This is a genomic window from Limnothrix sp. FACHB-406 (assembly GCF_014698235.1).
Classification (GTDB): Bacteria; Cyanobacteriota; Cyanobacteriia; order CACIAM-69d; family CACIAM-69d; genus CACIAM-69d.
Window position 1 is genome coordinate 133,889 of sequence record NZ_JACJSP010000010.1, and the last position, 16,698, is coordinate 150,586.

At 53.6% G+C, this 16,698-nt stretch carries 12 protein-coding genes; 6 read left to right on the forward strand and 6 right to left on the reverse strand.

Features of this window, described 5'->3' with window-relative positions:
• Nucleotides 1–78: 78 nt before the first annotated feature.
• Both H6G53_RS11660 and bchM read right to left on the reverse strand, forming a co-directional pair.
• Nucleotides 79–279 (reverse strand): replication restart DNA helicase PriA, encoded by a 201-nt coding sequence (locus tag H6G53_RS11660; protein ID WP_234406970.1) that lies wholly within the window; start codon nt 277–279, stop codon nt 79–81.
• A gap of 1,325 nt (nt 280–1,604) precedes the next feature.
• Nucleotides 1,605–2,309 (reverse strand): magnesium protoporphyrin IX methyltransferase, encoded by a 705-nt coding sequence (bchM, locus tag H6G53_RS11665; protein ID WP_099533801.1) that lies wholly within the window; start codon nt 2,307–2,309, stop codon nt 1,605–1,607.
• Nucleotides 2,310–2,440: 131 nt separating this feature from the next.
• On the opposite strand from bchM, the gene H6G53_RS11670 reads away from it, so the two are divergent.
• From H6G53_RS11670 to mfd, 6 genes are all read left to right on the forward strand, one after another.
• Nucleotides 2,441–2,638, forward strand: coding sequence for a hypothetical protein (locus H6G53_RS11670; RefSeq protein ID WP_190533084.1), 198 nt, complete (start codon nt 2,441–2,443; stop codon nt 2,636–2,638).
• Nucleotides 2,639–2,736: 98 nt separating this feature from the next.
• Nucleotides 2,737–2,994 carry a 30S ribosomal protein S16 gene (gene rpsP / locus H6G53_RS11675; RefSeq protein ID WP_099533799.1) on the forward strand — a complete coding sequence of 86 codons (258 nt, stop codon included), beginning with the start codon at nt 2,737–2,739 and terminating at the stop codon, nt 2,992–2,994.
• Between the two features lie 166 nt (nt 2,995–3,160).
• Nucleotides 3,161–3,535 carry a KH domain-containing protein gene (locus H6G53_RS11680; RefSeq protein WP_099533797.1) on the forward strand — a complete coding sequence of 125 codons (375 nt, stop codon included), beginning with the start codon at nt 3,161–3,163 and terminating at the stop codon, nt 3,533–3,535.
• Nucleotides 3,536–3,537: 2 nt separating this feature from the next.
• Entirely contained in the window at nt 3,538–4,494 is a 957-nt protein-coding gene (locus H6G53_RS11685) for a PhoH family protein (RefSeq protein WP_099533796.1), read from the forward strand.
• A 117-nt stretch (nt 4,495–4,611) separates the two neighbouring features.
• Nucleotides 4,612–7,101: an NACHT domain-containing NTPase gene (locus H6G53_RS11690; protein ID WP_190533087.1), complete on the forward strand. Its 2,490-nt coding sequence runs from the start codon at nt 4,612–4,614 to the stop codon at nt 7,099–7,101.
• Nucleotides 7,102–7,446: 345 nt separating this feature from the next.
• Nucleotides 7,447–10,962, forward strand: coding sequence for a transcription-repair coupling factor (mfd, locus tag H6G53_RS11695; RefSeq protein ID WP_190533090.1), 3,516 nt, complete (start codon nt 7,447–7,449; stop codon nt 10,960–10,962).
• Between the two features lie 21 nt (nt 10,963–10,983).
• On the opposite strand, the gene H6G53_RS11700 is transcribed toward mfd, so the two are convergent.
• From H6G53_RS11700 to H6G53_RS11715, 4 genes are all read right to left on the reverse strand, one after another.
• Nucleotides 10,984–14,121 carry a type I restriction endonuclease subunit R gene (locus tag H6G53_RS11700; protein WP_190533093.1) on the reverse strand — a complete coding sequence of 1,046 codons (3,138 nt, stop codon included), beginning with the start codon at nt 14,119–14,121 and terminating at the stop codon, nt 10,984–10,986.
• 45 nt (nt 14,122–14,166) lie between these two features.
• On the reverse strand, nt 14,167–14,763 hold the full coding sequence (locus tag H6G53_RS11705) for a hypothetical protein (protein ID WP_190533097.1): 597 nt from the start codon (nt 14,761–14,763) through the stop codon (nt 14,167–14,169).
• A gap of 15 nt (nt 14,764–14,778) precedes the next feature.
• Nucleotides 14,779–15,537, reverse strand: coding sequence for a DUF1828 domain-containing protein (locus tag H6G53_RS11710; RefSeq protein ID WP_190533100.1), 759 nt, complete (start codon nt 15,535–15,537; stop codon nt 14,779–14,781).
• 97 nt (nt 15,538–15,634) lie between these two features.
• Complete coding sequence (locus tag H6G53_RS11715) at nt 15,635–16,621, reverse strand: restriction endonuclease subunit S (RefSeq protein ID WP_370567817.1); 987 nt, start codon at nt 16,619–16,621, stop codon at nt 15,635–15,637.
• Nucleotides 16,622–16,698 lie beyond the last annotated feature (77 nt).

The following is a 16,698-nucleotide window of genomic DNA, read 5'->3' on the forward strand; positions in this document are numbered from 1 at the left end:
GCTTTGACCCAATAAATTAAGCCTGTTGCGCTACTAGGTTCTGGAATGAACTGGTTCTGGAATGAATTGGGCAAAAACTTAAGCCGATCGTTGGGCAATCGCAATGCCCGGCGCGTAGGCTTCCAACACCCGAGCCGTGAGCGAGCAAGTCACCATCAAATAGTCACAGGCATGGCACTGGGTGCGAATCACGTTGCTCGTGCGAATCCGATGACGCTCTGCACGCGAACCACAGTTGGGGCAGTAAATCGTTTCTACGGTCAGCATTGTGGTCACCATCTGGCAAAAATTTGAGGAACTAAACCGAGGCATCGACGGGCTTGTCTAAACGGCGGATGGGCTGAAGGTGCGATCGCCCCCCCAAGGCAAGGAGCATTTGCGGCGGGAGCACCGGATCTGGGCGATCGATCCTTCACATCCAGTGATGAAAAAACGCGATCAGCAACGAAAAACAACGAAAAACAACACAGATATGAGCCGAGTCATCCCGTTGACCAAGAAAACTCAAAAAACGACGGAGTCCATTTGAGCGCGATCTCCATTGGCCCAATTCAATTAGTCCAGTTCAAGCGGTAGGGGACTGAAAGGGCTGTTCTCGAGCATTTCCGTCGTTTTCGACTCCTCACGACCTTGCAGATAGCACTGTCAATAACTTCAACAAATTCAGTAAATGGCCGGCAGCCAACCGACCACAAACCTCAGCGGAAGAATGCCTTAAAAAGCAATTTCAGAGGCGATGCGACTGGTTTTGAGAGCAGGAAACAAGGGTGATCAAAACCAATCATGGAATCGAGGGGTTAATTCATTCTCGTTCTTAGCATTATGGAATAGCCGATCGGGGCTCGGGGGAATTTAGCAACAATTCCTTTCAATTTAAAGACATCGGTTCCTCCGAATGACGCGATCCCTAATTGGTTACCTCTGATACCAAGTGAGTCCCAATCAAAACTCAGTCGGTATTTCGGCAAACTCTCCCCTTAAGAGAAGCGGCGGCCTGCAACTGTTCAGACGGCAACTATGACTGACTCGATCGGGTCGTCATGGCAAAGGTGCAGCTAAAAATCTGTGATCTGGGTCAATGCAATGTTGGGATCTGATCAAGATTGGGATTGGTGTTCTACTTAATATTGTTTTACCTACTTTTGATGAAACTTCAATTCTGTTTATCTCTGTTAAAAGTTTTGGTTTTCTTAAGCTTTTCTAGGGAATTTCCACCCAAAAGGGCCGTGAAGCATTTTGTGGATGAACGATCAGTTTTTGGCAAAGAGTTTGCAATTTGGAATCAGTGAGAAGTGGTTAATTTTCCATGCCCGCAGTCGTCACCCACAGTCGTCGTAACAAGGGGCTTAAGCCCCTTGTCCCTCACGAGATTGTCGCCGTGAAATCAGGGGTTCAGGCGATTGGACAACAAACCCTCAGCCCCTTGCCCCACTCCGATTTGCGATCGGGTTGCTGGGTTGTAGTGGGTGGGGTTGAGCGGCTGGAACACCATTGGGGGGATGTAACTGGTGGATTACATCCCGATCGAGCCGCGCTAGACTCCGCATCCATGTTTGTTGCCCCACGGATTGCTCGCGCCTATGCCTTGCGCCTATGCCTTGCGCCTATTCCTGTGGGCGGACAGCCTCCAGAATTTGCGAGAAATAGAACTGGGAGCCAATGAACTCCCGCCGATTGACCTCAAACCCATTGGCCCGCAAAATCCGCACCACATCCCGCACCGGGTGCAAATAGGCGCGCGTGGTTTTGCTGGGGCCGGGGAACAGCTCGCCAATTTTTTTCAACAGCACATAAACCGGACTCTTGGGCGCAAAGCTGAGGATTAGCTTCGACTGGGCAAGGCTGGCCAAATGCCCAATCATTTTTTCAATGTCTTGGTCGGGATAGTGAATCAACACATCCAAGCAAATTACGGTGTCGTAGGAACCCTCGATCGCCTCAAGATCCTGCACTTCAAAACTCAGGCGATCGCCCAAGTTCAGCTTGGCCGCACGCTCCTTGGCCTCACCGATCATCGCCTCAGAAATGTCGCTACCCGAAACGATCGCCCCCAACTCCGCCAACGGCACACTTAGGGAACCCACGCCGCAACCCGCATCACAGATGGTTTGGCCCGCCAGTTTGCTTCCTTGCTTCAGCCAATAGACCACCGTATCCACCGTGCGTTGATGCCCTTCGCGGATGTCGCGTTGCACCTTGTTCACGTCGCCGTCGCCATAGATGCGCCGCCAGCGATCGAACCCAGTGGTGTTGAAATAGTCCTTGACGATGGCTTTGTCGTTGCCCTTGTTGCTGGTGGCGCTGCTCATAGGGAATTGCGTAAATCTTGGGTAGAGTGATCTCAAAAGTTGGATGCTAAGGGCCAGGATGGTCGCCAGGGCCAGGCCGTGGGTCGGCGTGGATCGTCACCAATGGCTCGGGTGGTCACCCATTGGCGCTGATGGGCAAGGCAACTATGGCCGGATGGCGACTGCTGTGGATCGCCATCATCGCCATCCCATCATCGCCATCATTGACCGCTGCATTGCACGACGGCTGCACCGAATTCATTGCCGCAAATGAGCAAAATTCATTGCCGCATTTGATTATAGAGAGACCCGCAGCCGCGATCGCCGAAAAAATCCTGGCCACCCCCTAGCCTCGATCTGGCTTCAGCGCGTAGAATCAAGTTTTGTCTTTTGTCGTTTGCTCCCAAAAACGACAGTCGTTACACTCGATTCGGTTGCAACAGCCCCCATGGTTAAGATTCGCCTCAAGCGCCTCGGCAAAAAACGCGAAGTCAGCTATCGCATCGTGGTGATGCAAAGTACCTCGCGCCGCGATGGTCGCGCCCTGGAAGAACTGGGTTTCTATAATCCCCGCACGAACGAAACGCGCTTGGAAGTGCCTCGGATCATCGAGCGTCTGAAGTCTGGTGCTCAACCCACCGACACCGTGCGCAGCATCTTTGAAAAGGCCAACATTTTTGAGCAACTGAAGGCCGCTAACGCCTAGTGGGTTGGAGGTGCAGTTTTCTGGTCTGTCGAGATTCCTCTCCCTTCCCGACTGGCCGGCAGCCTGCCCCTGTCGTTTGGCAAGGCTCGGGCGATCGCCCCACTGAATCGCGTTCATCGCCCCGGTGGCTTTGCCCCTAATCATTTTCGAGTAGCCGGAGTTCCGCTTGACAACTTCGACGAATCCAAGCCCCTCGATCGACTACGAGGGGCTTGTGCAATACCTGATTGAACCGTTGCTGGAAGTGCCTGATGCTTTGCGGATTGACTGCGAGCACACGGGCAACAATGTTTGGCTGCGGGTGGCCTTTGACCCGGCCGATCGGGGACGGGTGTTTGGGCGCAGCGGCAAAACCATCCAATCAATCCGCACGGTTTTGGACTTGGCGGCCCACCACGAAGGTCGCGCGGCCTTTTTGGACGTGTATGGCGGCTACAGCTTGGGCGAGGGCCCCTCAGAAGACGGCAACGGCCGGGGCCGGGGCGATCGCGGGGGTGACCGACGGCGATCGCGACCCGATCGACCCAACCGAGGGCGGTAGCGGTGGCTCCCCTGTCGATCGACCTGGGCAGCAGCACCAGCGCCGTCACCCTGGCGGGCCATCGCGAGGAAACCCTCAAGGCCCTGGCCAAGCACACGGGCACAACCCTGGTGATGCGCGGCCAAGAGTTGGTAATCACTGGGCCCGACAAGGCGATCGCCCTGTGCCAACAAATCGTCAAGGCCTTAGAAATCTATTGGAGCGCCGGACAGCGGATTGATGAAGCGGATGTGCTGACGGCGAAACGGGCGATCGAAACCGATCGACTCGGTGAGCTGGCGGACTTGCACCAGGACTCGATCGCCCGCACCCGACGCGGCGACAACATCCGCGCCAAAACCTTTCGCCAACAGCGCTACATCAAAGCCATCCGCAATCACGACCTGATCTTCTGCACCGGCCCGGCGGGTACGGGCAAAACCTTCCTCGCTGCCCTGATTGCGGTGCAAGCGTTGCTGGCCGGTGAATTTGAGCGTTTGATCCTCACCCGTCCCGCCGTGGAAGCGGGCGAGCGGCTGGGGTTCCTGCCCGGCGACCTGCAACAAAAAATTGATCCGTATCTGCGCCCGCTCTACGACGCGCTGTACGAACTGATCGACCCGGAAAAAGTGGCCAACCTGATGGAGCGGGGCATTGTGGAAGTGGCTCCGTTGGCTTATATGCGCGGTCGCACCTTGAACAATGCTTTCGTAATTTTGGATGAGGCCCAAAACACTACGCCGGCCCAAATGAAGATGGTGTTGACACGGCTGGGGTTTCGATCGCGCATGGTCGTGACTGGCGACATTACCCAAACCGACTTGCCGGAGCACCAAACCTCGGGCATGGCGATCGCCCAACGGATTCTCAAAAATGTTGAGGGGATCGCCTTTTGTGAACTGACCCGCGCCGATGTGGTGCGCCACCCGCTGGTTCAACGGATCGTCACCGCCTACGAACGCCACGAAGCCGGCCAGTAGGTCAACTTTCCGCACACCGCAGCCACTTCGCCGCTCACAAGTCTTCCCGATCGTCTGTCTCTCATCAAAATCCGTGATTCGGCATAATTGGCTTAAGTCTCGCCTCTCTCACTCGTGATGCCGAACGAATCTGCTGCGCCTCAGCCGGAACCCAAGCAGGACGAAAAAGCCCCCGATTCAAAGTCGGCCGCACCGGATGCGAAGGATAAAGACAACACCAAGGATGCCCAATCTGCCGAGCTAGCCACCGAGGATAAGGATGCTGAAGCCGCCGCCCAACATTGGGTAGTGCAGGCCATTGATGCTCTCGCAAAACACACCAAGAGTCTGGGCGGGAGTCTGGGTAGCGGTGGATTGGTCTTTTTTGTGTTGAGACAAGACTGGGCGTTGGCGGGACTCACCCTCCTGTTTTTGATCGTAACAACAGCATGGAAGGGCTACAGCAAAAGTGTTCTGAGTCGCGTCTCAGAACTGGCGGGGGCGAGGGGGCTAGCCCATGTGGACACCTTGGTGGGTTGGGCAAAAATCGCCAATCAAAACTTGACAGCAAGGATCAACTGGTGGCGATCAGGGTTTGAGACCAAATATCTGGAATGCCAGGGCTGGGCCTGTCTGCGTGATGACCCACTCGGGCTGGATCAGGTGGGTGATGGTGTGATTCGGCCATTGCTACAAGAGATTTTTGTGCCTTTGGAACTGACTATCAATCCACAGGTTGGGGGCTATACCGAGCAGCGGAAACGGCTAAAGCAGCAGCTCAACAAGCAACAAAAGTCCCCTCATGAAAATTTAGGGATGCAAGAGGCTTGCATTCAATCAATTTGGGATTTGCTGAAACAAGTTCGGCGCGATCCGAGCTATCGCCAAATGTTGATTCGGGCCAAGGGTGGCTATGGCAAAACCACACTGCTGAAGCATTTGACCTATGTTTACTGTCAAAAAAACCGCCAGGTTAATTACCAACGCCATCACGCCCCTAAGTTAATTCCTTTTCTGGTGATCTTGGCAAACAAAACCAATTGGCAGATGCTTGCTGATGAAAAAGCGCCAGACTTACCGGATTTTCTGACCAGGATTCATTTACCCAGCTTACCCAAGGGCAAAACCTTAAAAGTTCCAACCAATTGGATTTTGGAACTTTTGGAAAAGGGCAAAGCGTTGGTGATGTTTGATGGATTTGATGAAGTACCGCTAGATTACCGTTTGGCCGTGAGCCAATGGATTAATCGGCAAATGCGCGAGTTTCCAGAATCGGTGATGATTGTCACCTCGCGTCCCACGGCTTGTTTGGAACATTACGATCAGCCTTTACCCAGTGCTTTGTTGTGGGTTCGGCAGTTTTCAGAACAGCAGCAAGCCAAATTTATTCGACAGTGGTACAGCTTTCAGGAAATCAAGGCGGTTGGTGGGCAAAAAACGCCCGATGTTGAGCAGCGAATTGAGGAGCGATCGCAGTCTTTGATCGACCAATTGCAAGCCAGACCTGAATTAGCCGACTTGGCTGGGAATCCGCTGCTGCTGAATATGATGTGTCGCCTTCATCTAGAGCATGGCGTGAATCAACCACTGCCCCAACGGCGTGTGAAGCTGTATGAGGATATTTGCGAGGTGCAAATTTCCAAACGTCCCAAAGGACGAGGGATTTCGCTGTGTTTGAAACCGGCGGGGCGCTTAGAGGTGCTGCAAATTCTGGCGCTGGCGATGATGTTGCGGGCTAGGCCGGGGGATGACCAGGGCCACAAACAAATCACTGAGCATGATTTGTTGGATGTGATTGTGCAGCCGATTGGGGAGCGCGATCCAGAGGTTTCGGCGCGGGACTTTTTGCGGCAAATGGTGGAGGTGAGTGAACTGTTGGTGGAAACCCAAGAAAAGGGGATCTATGAGTTTTCGCACCTGAGTTTTCAGGAGTTTTTGGCGGCGAGTGAAATTGTGCGGCTGCGCCAAGAATCGATGTTGTATGACAAGTTCGCAATTCCTGCTTGGGAAGCCACGATTTTGCTCTATGGGGAGTTGGTGAATCCCTCGAATTTGATTCGGGAGGCGATGAAACAGCACCCAGACTTGGCTTATAAAATTTATCAAACCACGGCCAAGCGGTTGGACTTGAGCAGTGCGGAGCGGGCGGAGCTGGAACGCCTGAAAAAAACCGTGGCCAGCTCGCGCTACGAAACCCTAGAAGCCCTGATGATTGCGGGCGACTGGGTGGGGGCCGACGACGAAACCTATCGGCTGATGATCACGACAGTGGGCAAGGAAGAGGGGCAATGGTTCACGAGTGAGGAGCTGTTGAACTTTCCTTGTGAGGAATTGTTGGCCATCGATAGCCTGTGGGTGAAACACAGCCAAGGTCAGTTTGGCTTCTCGGTGCAGAAGGAGATTTACGTGGCCTGTGGAGCCAAGCTGGATGACCAGTACTTGAGTGCTAAGATTTGGCAGGATTTTGGGACACAAGTGGGATGGCGAAAGAATGACGACTGGAAGAGGCGCGACGAACTGAAAATGAATCCCCATCTCTCGCCTAGAGGAGAAATTCCTTTTCGGGGGAGTGGATTGGGCTTGGTCTCTTCTCTATTATCGAGACTTGTGAACTGTAGCAGGCCGTAGCCGTAGGGTGTGTAGGGCAACGGTTCGCGGATACCCATCATTGGGTTTGTGCCCTACGCACCGCTGCCGTTGCCGCAGCCAAACCGACTCGTGATCCCGAGGGGCGATCGATGGTGCGTGGGAGACAAGCCAACCAAATCATCACCCCGAAAACTTTCTCCCACACATCCTACGGCTCCTGAGCGGTTTCGCACTCAAGCGGGCCCGATCGCCCGGTCGGTCAATGTACCCAACAACCTCCTAGAATCAGAAGGGCTGACTATTCACGCTAACGCTGCAAAAGCGCCACAATTTCCCTGTGGTGGGGATTCTGGCGCTCTGTTTAGGTTTTAAGGGGTCTGGATTATGGCTTTCGCGTCGATCGTTCGTGCCTTGCAGCGGTCTCCCTTGACGGAGGAGTTTTTAGGACGGCTCGATCGCGATCGCCAGTTGATTTTTAGCGGCGCGGCCCAGTTGCCCAAGGCCTTCACGATTTCGGCGCTGGCCCAGGCGCGGGGGCGATCGCTGCTGGTGGTGACGGCGACGCTGGAGGAAGCCAGCCGCTGGGCTGCCCAAATGGAAGAGATGGGGTTTGGGGCGCTGCATTTTTATCCCACCTCGGAAGCCTCGCCCTACGAACCCTTTGACCCGGAGCAGGAAACCCTCTGGGGCCAGTTGCAGGTGTTGGCGGATTTGCGGGGGCGATCGCTCCACAGTGACCCGAAGCCGATCGCGATCGTCACCACCGAACGCGCCCTGCAACCACACTTGCCCCCCGTGGCGGCCTTTGATCCCTACTGCATCAATCTGGAGCCGGGGGCCGAGTCGGATTTGGGCGATTTGGGGCGCAAGCTGGCGCGGCTGGGCTATGAGCGGGTTTCCTTGGTGGAAACGGAGGGCCAGTGGAGCCAGCGGGGCGACATTATCGATGTGTTCCCGGTGTCGTCGGAATTGCCGGTGCGGTTGGAGTGGTTTGGCGACGCTTTGGAGCGGATTCGGGAGTTTGACCCGGCCAATCAGCGATCGCTCGATCCGGTGGCGCGGGTGGTGCTGACTCCGACGGATTTTGGGCCGATCGTCCGGGCGGCCTTGGGTTGGGAGCCGGAACCCTTGGACGAATCGGAGGCGGAAGCGGAGTTACGATCAGACGCGGAAGGGATGCGGCGGCTGTTGGGGCGGGCCTTTGAGCAACCGGCTTGCTTGCTGGATTATTTGCCCGAGGGGACGATCGTGGCGATCGATGAGATCGACCATTGCGGGGCCCATGCCGATCGCTGGGTGGAGCAGGTGGGTGAGCATTGGGCGATCGTCAATCAGCACCCGGACAGCTTGCCCCACGGGGAACCCCTGCGACCGATTCATCGCACCTTTGGCGAGGTGTTGGCGGCGCTCGATCGGTTCGATCGCTTCTTTCTCAGTGAGCTGGCGACGGAGGTGGCCTCGCCCCTGATTGCCAACCCGCCCCGGCCGATTAATTTGGCTTCCCGACCCGTGCCGCCCACACCACACCAGTTCAGCAAGTTGGCGGACTTCATTCGCGGCGAGGTCGATCGCAAATTCGCCATTTGGCTGCTGTCGGCCCAGCCCAGCCGCTCCGTGGCCCTGCTGCAAGAGCACGATTGTCCGGCGCAGTTTGTGCCCAGCCCGCGCGACTTCCAGGCGATCGATCGGCTCCAGGGCAACCACACCCCCGTGGCGGTCAAATATTCCGGCTTGGCGGAACTCGAAGGCTTTGTGCTGCCCACCTATCGGATCACGGTGCTGACCGATCGAGAGTTTTTTGGTCAGCACGCCTTGGCCACGCCCGGTTATGTGCGAAAACGTCGCCGCGCCACCTCTAAACAAGTCGATCCCAACAAGCTGGCTCCCGGCGATTATGTGGTGCATCGCAACCACGGGATTGGACGGTTTTTAAAGCTCGAAAAAATCGTTTTTGATAACCAAACCCGCGAATATTTGGTGTTGCAATACGCCGATGGATTATTGCGGGTGGCGGCGGATCAAGTGGGCAGCCTGTCGCGCTATCGTCGCACCCAAGATAGCCCGCCGGAATTGCACCGGATGACCGGGAAAACCTGGGAAAAAACGAAAGCGAAAGTCCGCAAAACGATCAAGAAATTGGCGGTGGACTTGCTGCAATTGTATGCGGCGCGATCGGAACAGCGGGGCGTGGCCCTGCCGCCGGATATGCCTTGGCAACAGGAGCTAGAGGATTCATTTCCCTACCAACCTACGCCGGATCAACTAAAGGCAACCCAGGACGTAAAACGGGATATGGAGAGCGATCGCCCCATGGATCGTTTGGTCTGTGGCGATGTGGGTTTTGGCAAAACGGAAGTGGCCGTGAGGGCGATTTTCAAGGCCGTCACCGCTGGCAGACAGTGCGCCCTGTTGGCTCCCACCACGATTTTGACCCAACAGCATTACCACACTCTCAAGGAACGATTTGCGCCCTATCCGATTCAAATTGGGCTGATGAATCGGTTTCGATCGCCCCAGGAACGCAAGGAAATTCAACGGCGCTTGGCCACCGGAGAATTGGACATTGTGGTGGGAACCCATGCCCTCTTGAGCAAATCAACTCAATTCAAAGATTTAGGTCTTTTAGTGGTTGATGAAGAGCAGCGATTTGGGGTGAATCAAAAGGAAAAAATCAAAGCCCTGAAAACCCAAGTGGATGTGTTGACCCTCAGCGCCACGCCGATTCCTCGAACACTCTATATGGCGCTCTCGGGCATTCGGGAAATGAGCTTGATTACGACTCCGCCGCCCAACCGCCGCCCGATTCAAACCCACTTGGCTCCCTACGACCCGGAAGCGGTGCGATCGGCCATTCGGCAAGAACTCGATCGGGGTGGGCAAATTTTCTACGTGGTGCCTCGGGTGGAAGGCATTGAAAAGGTGGCAACGCAATTGGTGGAATTGGTTCCCAGCCTGCGAATTGCGATCGCCCACGGGCAAATGGACGAGGGCGAATTGGAAGCCACCATGCTGTCATTTGGCAGTGGTGAAGCGGATATTTTGGTTTGTACCACGATTGTGGAATCGGGCTTGGATATTCCCCGCGTCAATACAATTTTGATTGAAGATGCGGAAAAATTCGGGCTATCTCAGCTCTACCAATTGCGCGGCCGCGTCGGTCGAGCCGGGGTACAAGCCCACGCTTGGTTGTTCTATAACCGCCAAGGATTACTATCAGAAGCCGCCCGCAAACGACTGCGCGCAATTCAGGAATTTACCCAACTGGGATCGGGTTATCAACTGGCCATGCGCGATATGGAAATTCGCGGCGTGGGTAACTTGTTAGGAGCAGAACAATCGGGACAAATGGAAGCGATCGGTTTCGATCTCTACATGGAAATGTTGCAAGAGGCGATCGATGAAATTCGCGGCCAAGAAATCCCGCAGGTGGATGACACCCAAATCGATTTGCACCTAACAGCCTTTATCCCGAACGATTACATTCCAGACTTGGAACAGAAGATGAGCGCCTATCGATCGGTTGCCGCCGCCAGCAGCAAACGGGAACTCACGGAAATCGCCGCCGACTGGAGCGATCGCTACGGCCCGATTCCGCCCGCTTGCTTGCAACTGTTGCGGGTAATGGAACTGAAACAGACCGCCAAGCAACTCGGCTTCTCTCGAATTCGGATCGAGAATAAACAGCACGTGATTCTAGAAACGCCGATGGAAGAACCGGCTTGGAAGCTGTTAGCGGAAAACCTGCCCGATCACCTGCGATCGCGCTTTGTCTATATGCCAAAAAAGGTGATGGTGCGCGGTTTGGGCGTGGTGAAACCAGAACAGCAACTGGACAATTTGATCGATTGGCTAGGTCGAATGCAAGGTGCTTTACCAGAAGCCCCGCTAAAGGCTTCCTAGACAAAATGGAGCTTCCGAGACTTAGCAGCCCATCCAATGACTGGATAGGGCTTCTGCTTGCTGCAAGACGGTTTGAATCGCAGCTTTTTCTAAATCTGGTGGGTAGCCGTGTCTTTTGAGAATGCGCTTAATGGCAGTTCGCAGGCGAGCACGGGCGCTTTCCCGATGGGCCCAATCGATCGTGATGTTTGACTTCAAACTGATCAAGAGTTCGTGGGCAATCACTTTCAGGCTGTCATTGCCCATCACTTCAACCGCGCTTTCATTCTCGGCCAGGGCATCATAAAAAGCGATTTCATCGGCAGATAAACCTTGCTCCTCACCCCGCTGCCGTGCGGCTTGGACATCCCGAGCCAAATTAATCATTTCCTGGATCACTTCAACGGCGCTGATCGCGTTGGTGTGATAGCGGGCGATCGCCTTTTCCAATCGCTCAGAAAATTTCTTTTCTTCGGTAATATTCGTGCGACTGCGAGAGTGGATTTCATCATTGAGCAATCGCTTGAGGGCTTCGAGGGCGAGATTCTTCTTGGGCATTTGCTGAATCTCCAGCAAAAAATCATCGGAAAAAATCGAAAGATCCGGGGAAGACAGCCCAGCCGCCCTGAGGATATCGATCATTTCAGTGGAGGTAATGGCCCGATCGATCATTTGCTGGACGGCAAATTCCCGGCCGGTCGTGGTTGGTTGAGCAGTTGCGGTTGATTGCACCAGCGCAGCGCGGATTGCTTGGAAGAAGCCCACTTCATCGCGAATTTGGCGGCCTTGATCGCTAGAACTGGCCAGGGCGAAGGCTTTGGATAAGGCTAAAACAACATCTTGATAGTGGCGGTGGGCGCGTTTTTGGGCGTTTTCATCGGTTTCTTGCTGGGCGGCTTGGTGCTGTTTTTCCAGAACCCATTCGATCGCCTCAGCCATCACCACCAGTCGTTCTTGAGCTGTACCTATCAAGCCGCGTTGGTAATCGAAACCGTGGAAAAGGGCGCACACAATATCGTACTTTTCCAGCATGACGGCGATCGCCTCGGCTTCGTCGATGCCCGTGCGTTCTTGGTCTTGGGCGGAATAATCGCGGAGGGCTTCCTTCAGGCGTTGGGCAATGCCGATGTAGTCCACAACCAGGCCCGCAGGCTTATCACGAAAAACCCGATTCACACGGGCGATCGCCTGCATCAAGCCATGGCCTTTCATGGGCTTGTCCACGTACATCGTGTGCAGGTCGGGGGCATCAAACCCGGTCAGCCACATATCCCGGACAATCACCAATTGCAGGGGATCTTCCGGGTCTTTTAGGCGTTTTGCCAGCAGATCGCGGCGGGCCTTGTTGCCAATGTGGGGTTGCCATTCCAGGGGATCAGTGGCAGAACCCGTCATCACGATTTTGATCCGGCCGGTGTTGTCATCCGGGCTGTGCCAGTCGGGACGGAGCGCGATGATTTGGTCGTAGAGCTTGATGCAAATCGATCGACTCATACAGACAATCATGGCCTTGCCCGTCAAAGCTGCAACCCGATTTTCAAAGTGTTGAACTAGATCGGCGGCAACCAGTTTGAGGCGAGATTCTGCGCCGACTAGCGCTTGCACCGTTGCCCATTTTTGACTCAGTTTTACCCGCTCTGATTGTTCCTCGTCTTCCAAAAGTTCTTCGATCTCCGCATCAATTTGGGGTTTTTGATCTTCGGGGAGTTGAATGCGGGCGAGGCGGTTTTCGTAATAAATTGGCACGGTTGCGCCATCTTCCACGGCGCGGCTGATGTCGTAGATGTCGATGTAGTTGCCAAAAACGGCGGGCGTGTTGACATCACTGGCCTCGATCGGTGTGCCCGTAAACCCAATAAACGAGGCATTGGGCAGGGCATCGCGCAGATATTTAGCGAAGCCGTAGGCCATGTCGCCCGTGGTGCGATCGACCTTGGCGTTAAACCCGTATTGGCTGCGGTGGGCCTCGTCGGCAATCACGATGATGTTGCGCCGATCGCTCAACGTGGGATAGGTGGTTTCGCTTTTCGTGGGGGCGAATTTTTGGATTGTGGTGAAGACAACACCCCCGGCGGCTCGGTTCAGAATGGCTTGCAGGTCTTCGCGGCTGTCGGCCTGTTGGGGCGTTTGGCGAATCAGGTCGCGGCACATGGAAAACGTGCCAAAGAGTTGATCGTCTAGGTCGTTGCGATCGGTGATCACAACGATCGTCGGATTTTGTAGGTCAGGATGGCGCACCAGTTGGCCAGCATAAAATGCCATTAGGAAGCTTTTGCCGGAGCCTTGGGTATGCCAAATCACGCCGGCTTTTTGATCAGTTTGGATCGCAGAAACAGTGCGGGCGATCGCCTTGTGGACGGCGTGGAACTGGTGATAGCCAGCGATGATTTTACGGATGCCGGAACCGGAGTCGCTAAAGACCGTGAAGTTTTGAATAAGGTCTAGGAAGCGTTGTTTTTCAAATACGCCCTCAATCAGCACGGCCATTTGGGGTTGACCTTTGGGCGCGATCGCTATTCCGTCGATCGTGGGCCAAGGTGCGAAGCGTTCTCGATCGGCCGTGAGGGAGCCGATGTGGGCAGTGAGGCCGTCGGTGGTGATGAGGGCGGCGTTGGTGCGGAAGAGGGCCGAAATTTCCGCTTTATAGGTTTGGAGTTGGTTGTGGGCGGCCGTGAGCGTGTCGGTGGAGCTGCCGGGTTTTTTAATTTCGATCACGGCGATCGGCAGACCATTAATGAAAACAACCACATCGGGGCGGCGTTTGTGGCCGTTTTCAATGACCGTAAATTGGTTGAGGACTAACCAATCGTTATTGTCGGGGTTGGCAAAGTCGATCGCATAGACTTTATCACCGCGAATCGTGCCATCTTCGGCGTAAAACTCCACATCAATTCCTTCAACTAAGGCTTGATGGAGTCGCCGATTTTCTTCAATTAAATTGGGCTTTTCGGTGGCAATGATTTTTTTAAATGCATCATCGCGGGCAGCGGCGGGAATTCTTGGGTTCAGGCGATCAAGGGCGGTTCGCAACCGTTGGCTCAGGATCGTATCGGCATAAGCTTCCCGTTCTGGCTGGGAGCCGTCGGGGTTAACCACAACATCCGCCCGGTAGCCATAGCCAAGGGTTTGGAATTGCTCAAGGAGGAGTTGTTCAACCTGGGCTTCGCTGAGGTAGGGCATGGCGGGAGCTGCTGATTTTTGATCAAGGTTTCTGTTATCGGTTTTTCACTGAACTAACATCCATTTCAGAATACCCAGGACTTTTTGGACGGGCATGGCGGGATAGGTGGTCAAATCAACGGTGACGGTGTTGGCTTCTAGTTTGAGAAATTGCCAAAGTTTGCCGCTGGTGACTGAGCCATAAATCACTGAAATGGGCTGTTCCTGTTGTTGGTTATAAATTTGGGCGGCGACCATTTCGGCGACGCATTGGCCGAGGCCAGATTCCAACTCGCCGCGTTTGGCTTCCACGATCATTAGGACGGGTGCATCAATCGTTAATCGACTTTCTGATCGACTAAATAAAAAATCACAGAAGCCATTCAGACCCCGATCGCGATCGACATCAAATTCTTCACCCGAAAAGAGTTGTACATGTCGGTTAGCAAGTCTTCTGGCTTCGAGCAGGATGGGACTCACCAACATTTCAGACAGTGCTTTTTCGGTGCGGGCGGCCTGGGCGATCGGGAACCATTCAGCGAGAATGCTGGCCATTTCGGGCGAGGGTTCTGCGGGCGGCAAGGTTTCGCAGAAGGGAGCGTCTTTAACTTTGAGTTTAAATAGGTCTTTGACGGAGTTTAGGGTGAAGTTGTTGTAGGCCATAGCGGTTCAAATAGATCACGTTACCAATTGTTCAATCAGTTCTTCTGGCTGAGATAGGTAGCAAATATTGGAAAATTCAGCAAGTTGGCTGAGATGGCTAGAACTCCACACATCTAAGCTGTCATCAAATAACGAAATGAAGTGTAATGGTTCTGTGGTGAGTTGCAATTGATTTAAGTCAACCCAAGCAGCCACAGCGTTATTCACTTTGCTATTGGCTGCGCCCCGATTGCCGGTGCTTAGAACTTTAATTAAGGCGCTGCGTCGTGGGTGTCTCGTTTGAAAGTCCATCGACCAAGAACGAGCCGATCGCCCCACTACCTTAATATCTCGTTCATAGGGAATTTGACGCTCTTCTAGAAGGTCGGCAAGATCATCATTTACCGTGCTGGCGAGTCGAGTTCGATTCAGCAACCACAAATTAGATGCAGCGATCGCGCCTTGGGCGAGTCGAGTGATGGCTTCTGCTAGGTTATTTTGCACCCGAACTAACAGCATTCCATCGTATAATTCAACGCCGTAAGTCACTTGAATATCTTGCAGAAACCATTCTTGCTTTTTGGATAGGGACTGCCGAAATGTTTGCAGATCTAGCCAGCGCAGGGTTTCGCCGAGGTCGGTTAAGGTTTGGGTTTCGGGCTTAAGAAATAAGTCGATTACGTCGCCGTCGGGATAAAGATAGGGAGTCCGAATCCGCACCAAGCCATTCACCTCGGAGCAGGTGTAGAGTTGCCCGATGGTGTCTGCGATCGATTGGCAGGGCGAGGTGGTCATAGGAACAGGTTGAGTTGTGCGGCGGGGGGCGGTGTCATGATGCCATTATGGATGACTTTTGCTTCTTGGCAGAACTGCTGCCAATTCGGGTTCAGCACTACAGCACCTCTTCAACCATTTTTTCGGCTTCTTTGACTCGGATTTCGCCGGACATGAGCTTGGGGAGGAGGCGATCGCGCAGATCAGCAAGATCATCCGAGCTTTTGGAGTTGCGGTATTGTAGATTGAAAAGATTTTCTGCCAAGCTGCTGAATTCTCTAATGATTTCGATATTGGGCTTAGGCACAAATAAATTATGTATATGATTTCGATTCAACGTTGGGACCGCAGAACCAGCATTAAACGAACTGAAATCAATATTTTGCAAAAGAAAGTAAGCATATATTGGAGTTGTATCAATATACTGCTTAATCCAAAGTGATGTATTCAGTGGCCAGAATTTTTCTTGTATGTAAAAAACCTTTCCTAAAACTCCACTTCTTCCCGTGGTAACACCTGGCGGTTCAACCATATATTCGTTGTGGGTTCCATTGAAGCCACTAGCTGCAATAACCGGGAAATTTCCATTTTGTCTTTTTGATTTTGGAAGATCAAATCCTCTTTGCAAAACAACTAATTCGTCTAGTCTACTAAGTTTCCAACCCGTCGGTATACCTGTTTCAGGGTCGATTGCCTCTGGGAACAGCGACCACAAATGCTCTGGCAGATAAGCAGCGCGGCCCGACATCTTGGCGCGGGTGGGGCCAAAGTCCACAAACCAATCCTTGAAAATCGCCCTGGCCATGGCCTCCAGGGTTTCGTTCATCCGCCGATTCAGCTCGATTTTGTCATCAAGAGCAGAGAGAATACGGGCGATCGCTTTTTGCTCAGGGAGTGGGGGCAAAACTGTTGGACATGCTGACAGAATCGCAGTGTTTAAATTAGCCATTGTTGCGCCATGCGCGTGTCTAACAATCCACTCACGTACCGAAGGATGGCGAAGATAAAAATACAAATATTTTGTGTCTACTGAATCATTACTAACACGAACTCGAAGACAGCCTGTTCCACATAACCATCCATCCAGAAGTGTTGAATGACAGATTCAGGTTATAAAAAAGGGGTAAGAAGATGTAATTCTTACCCCAAACAATCAAAAAGTAGTACACCAATGTTACGCTC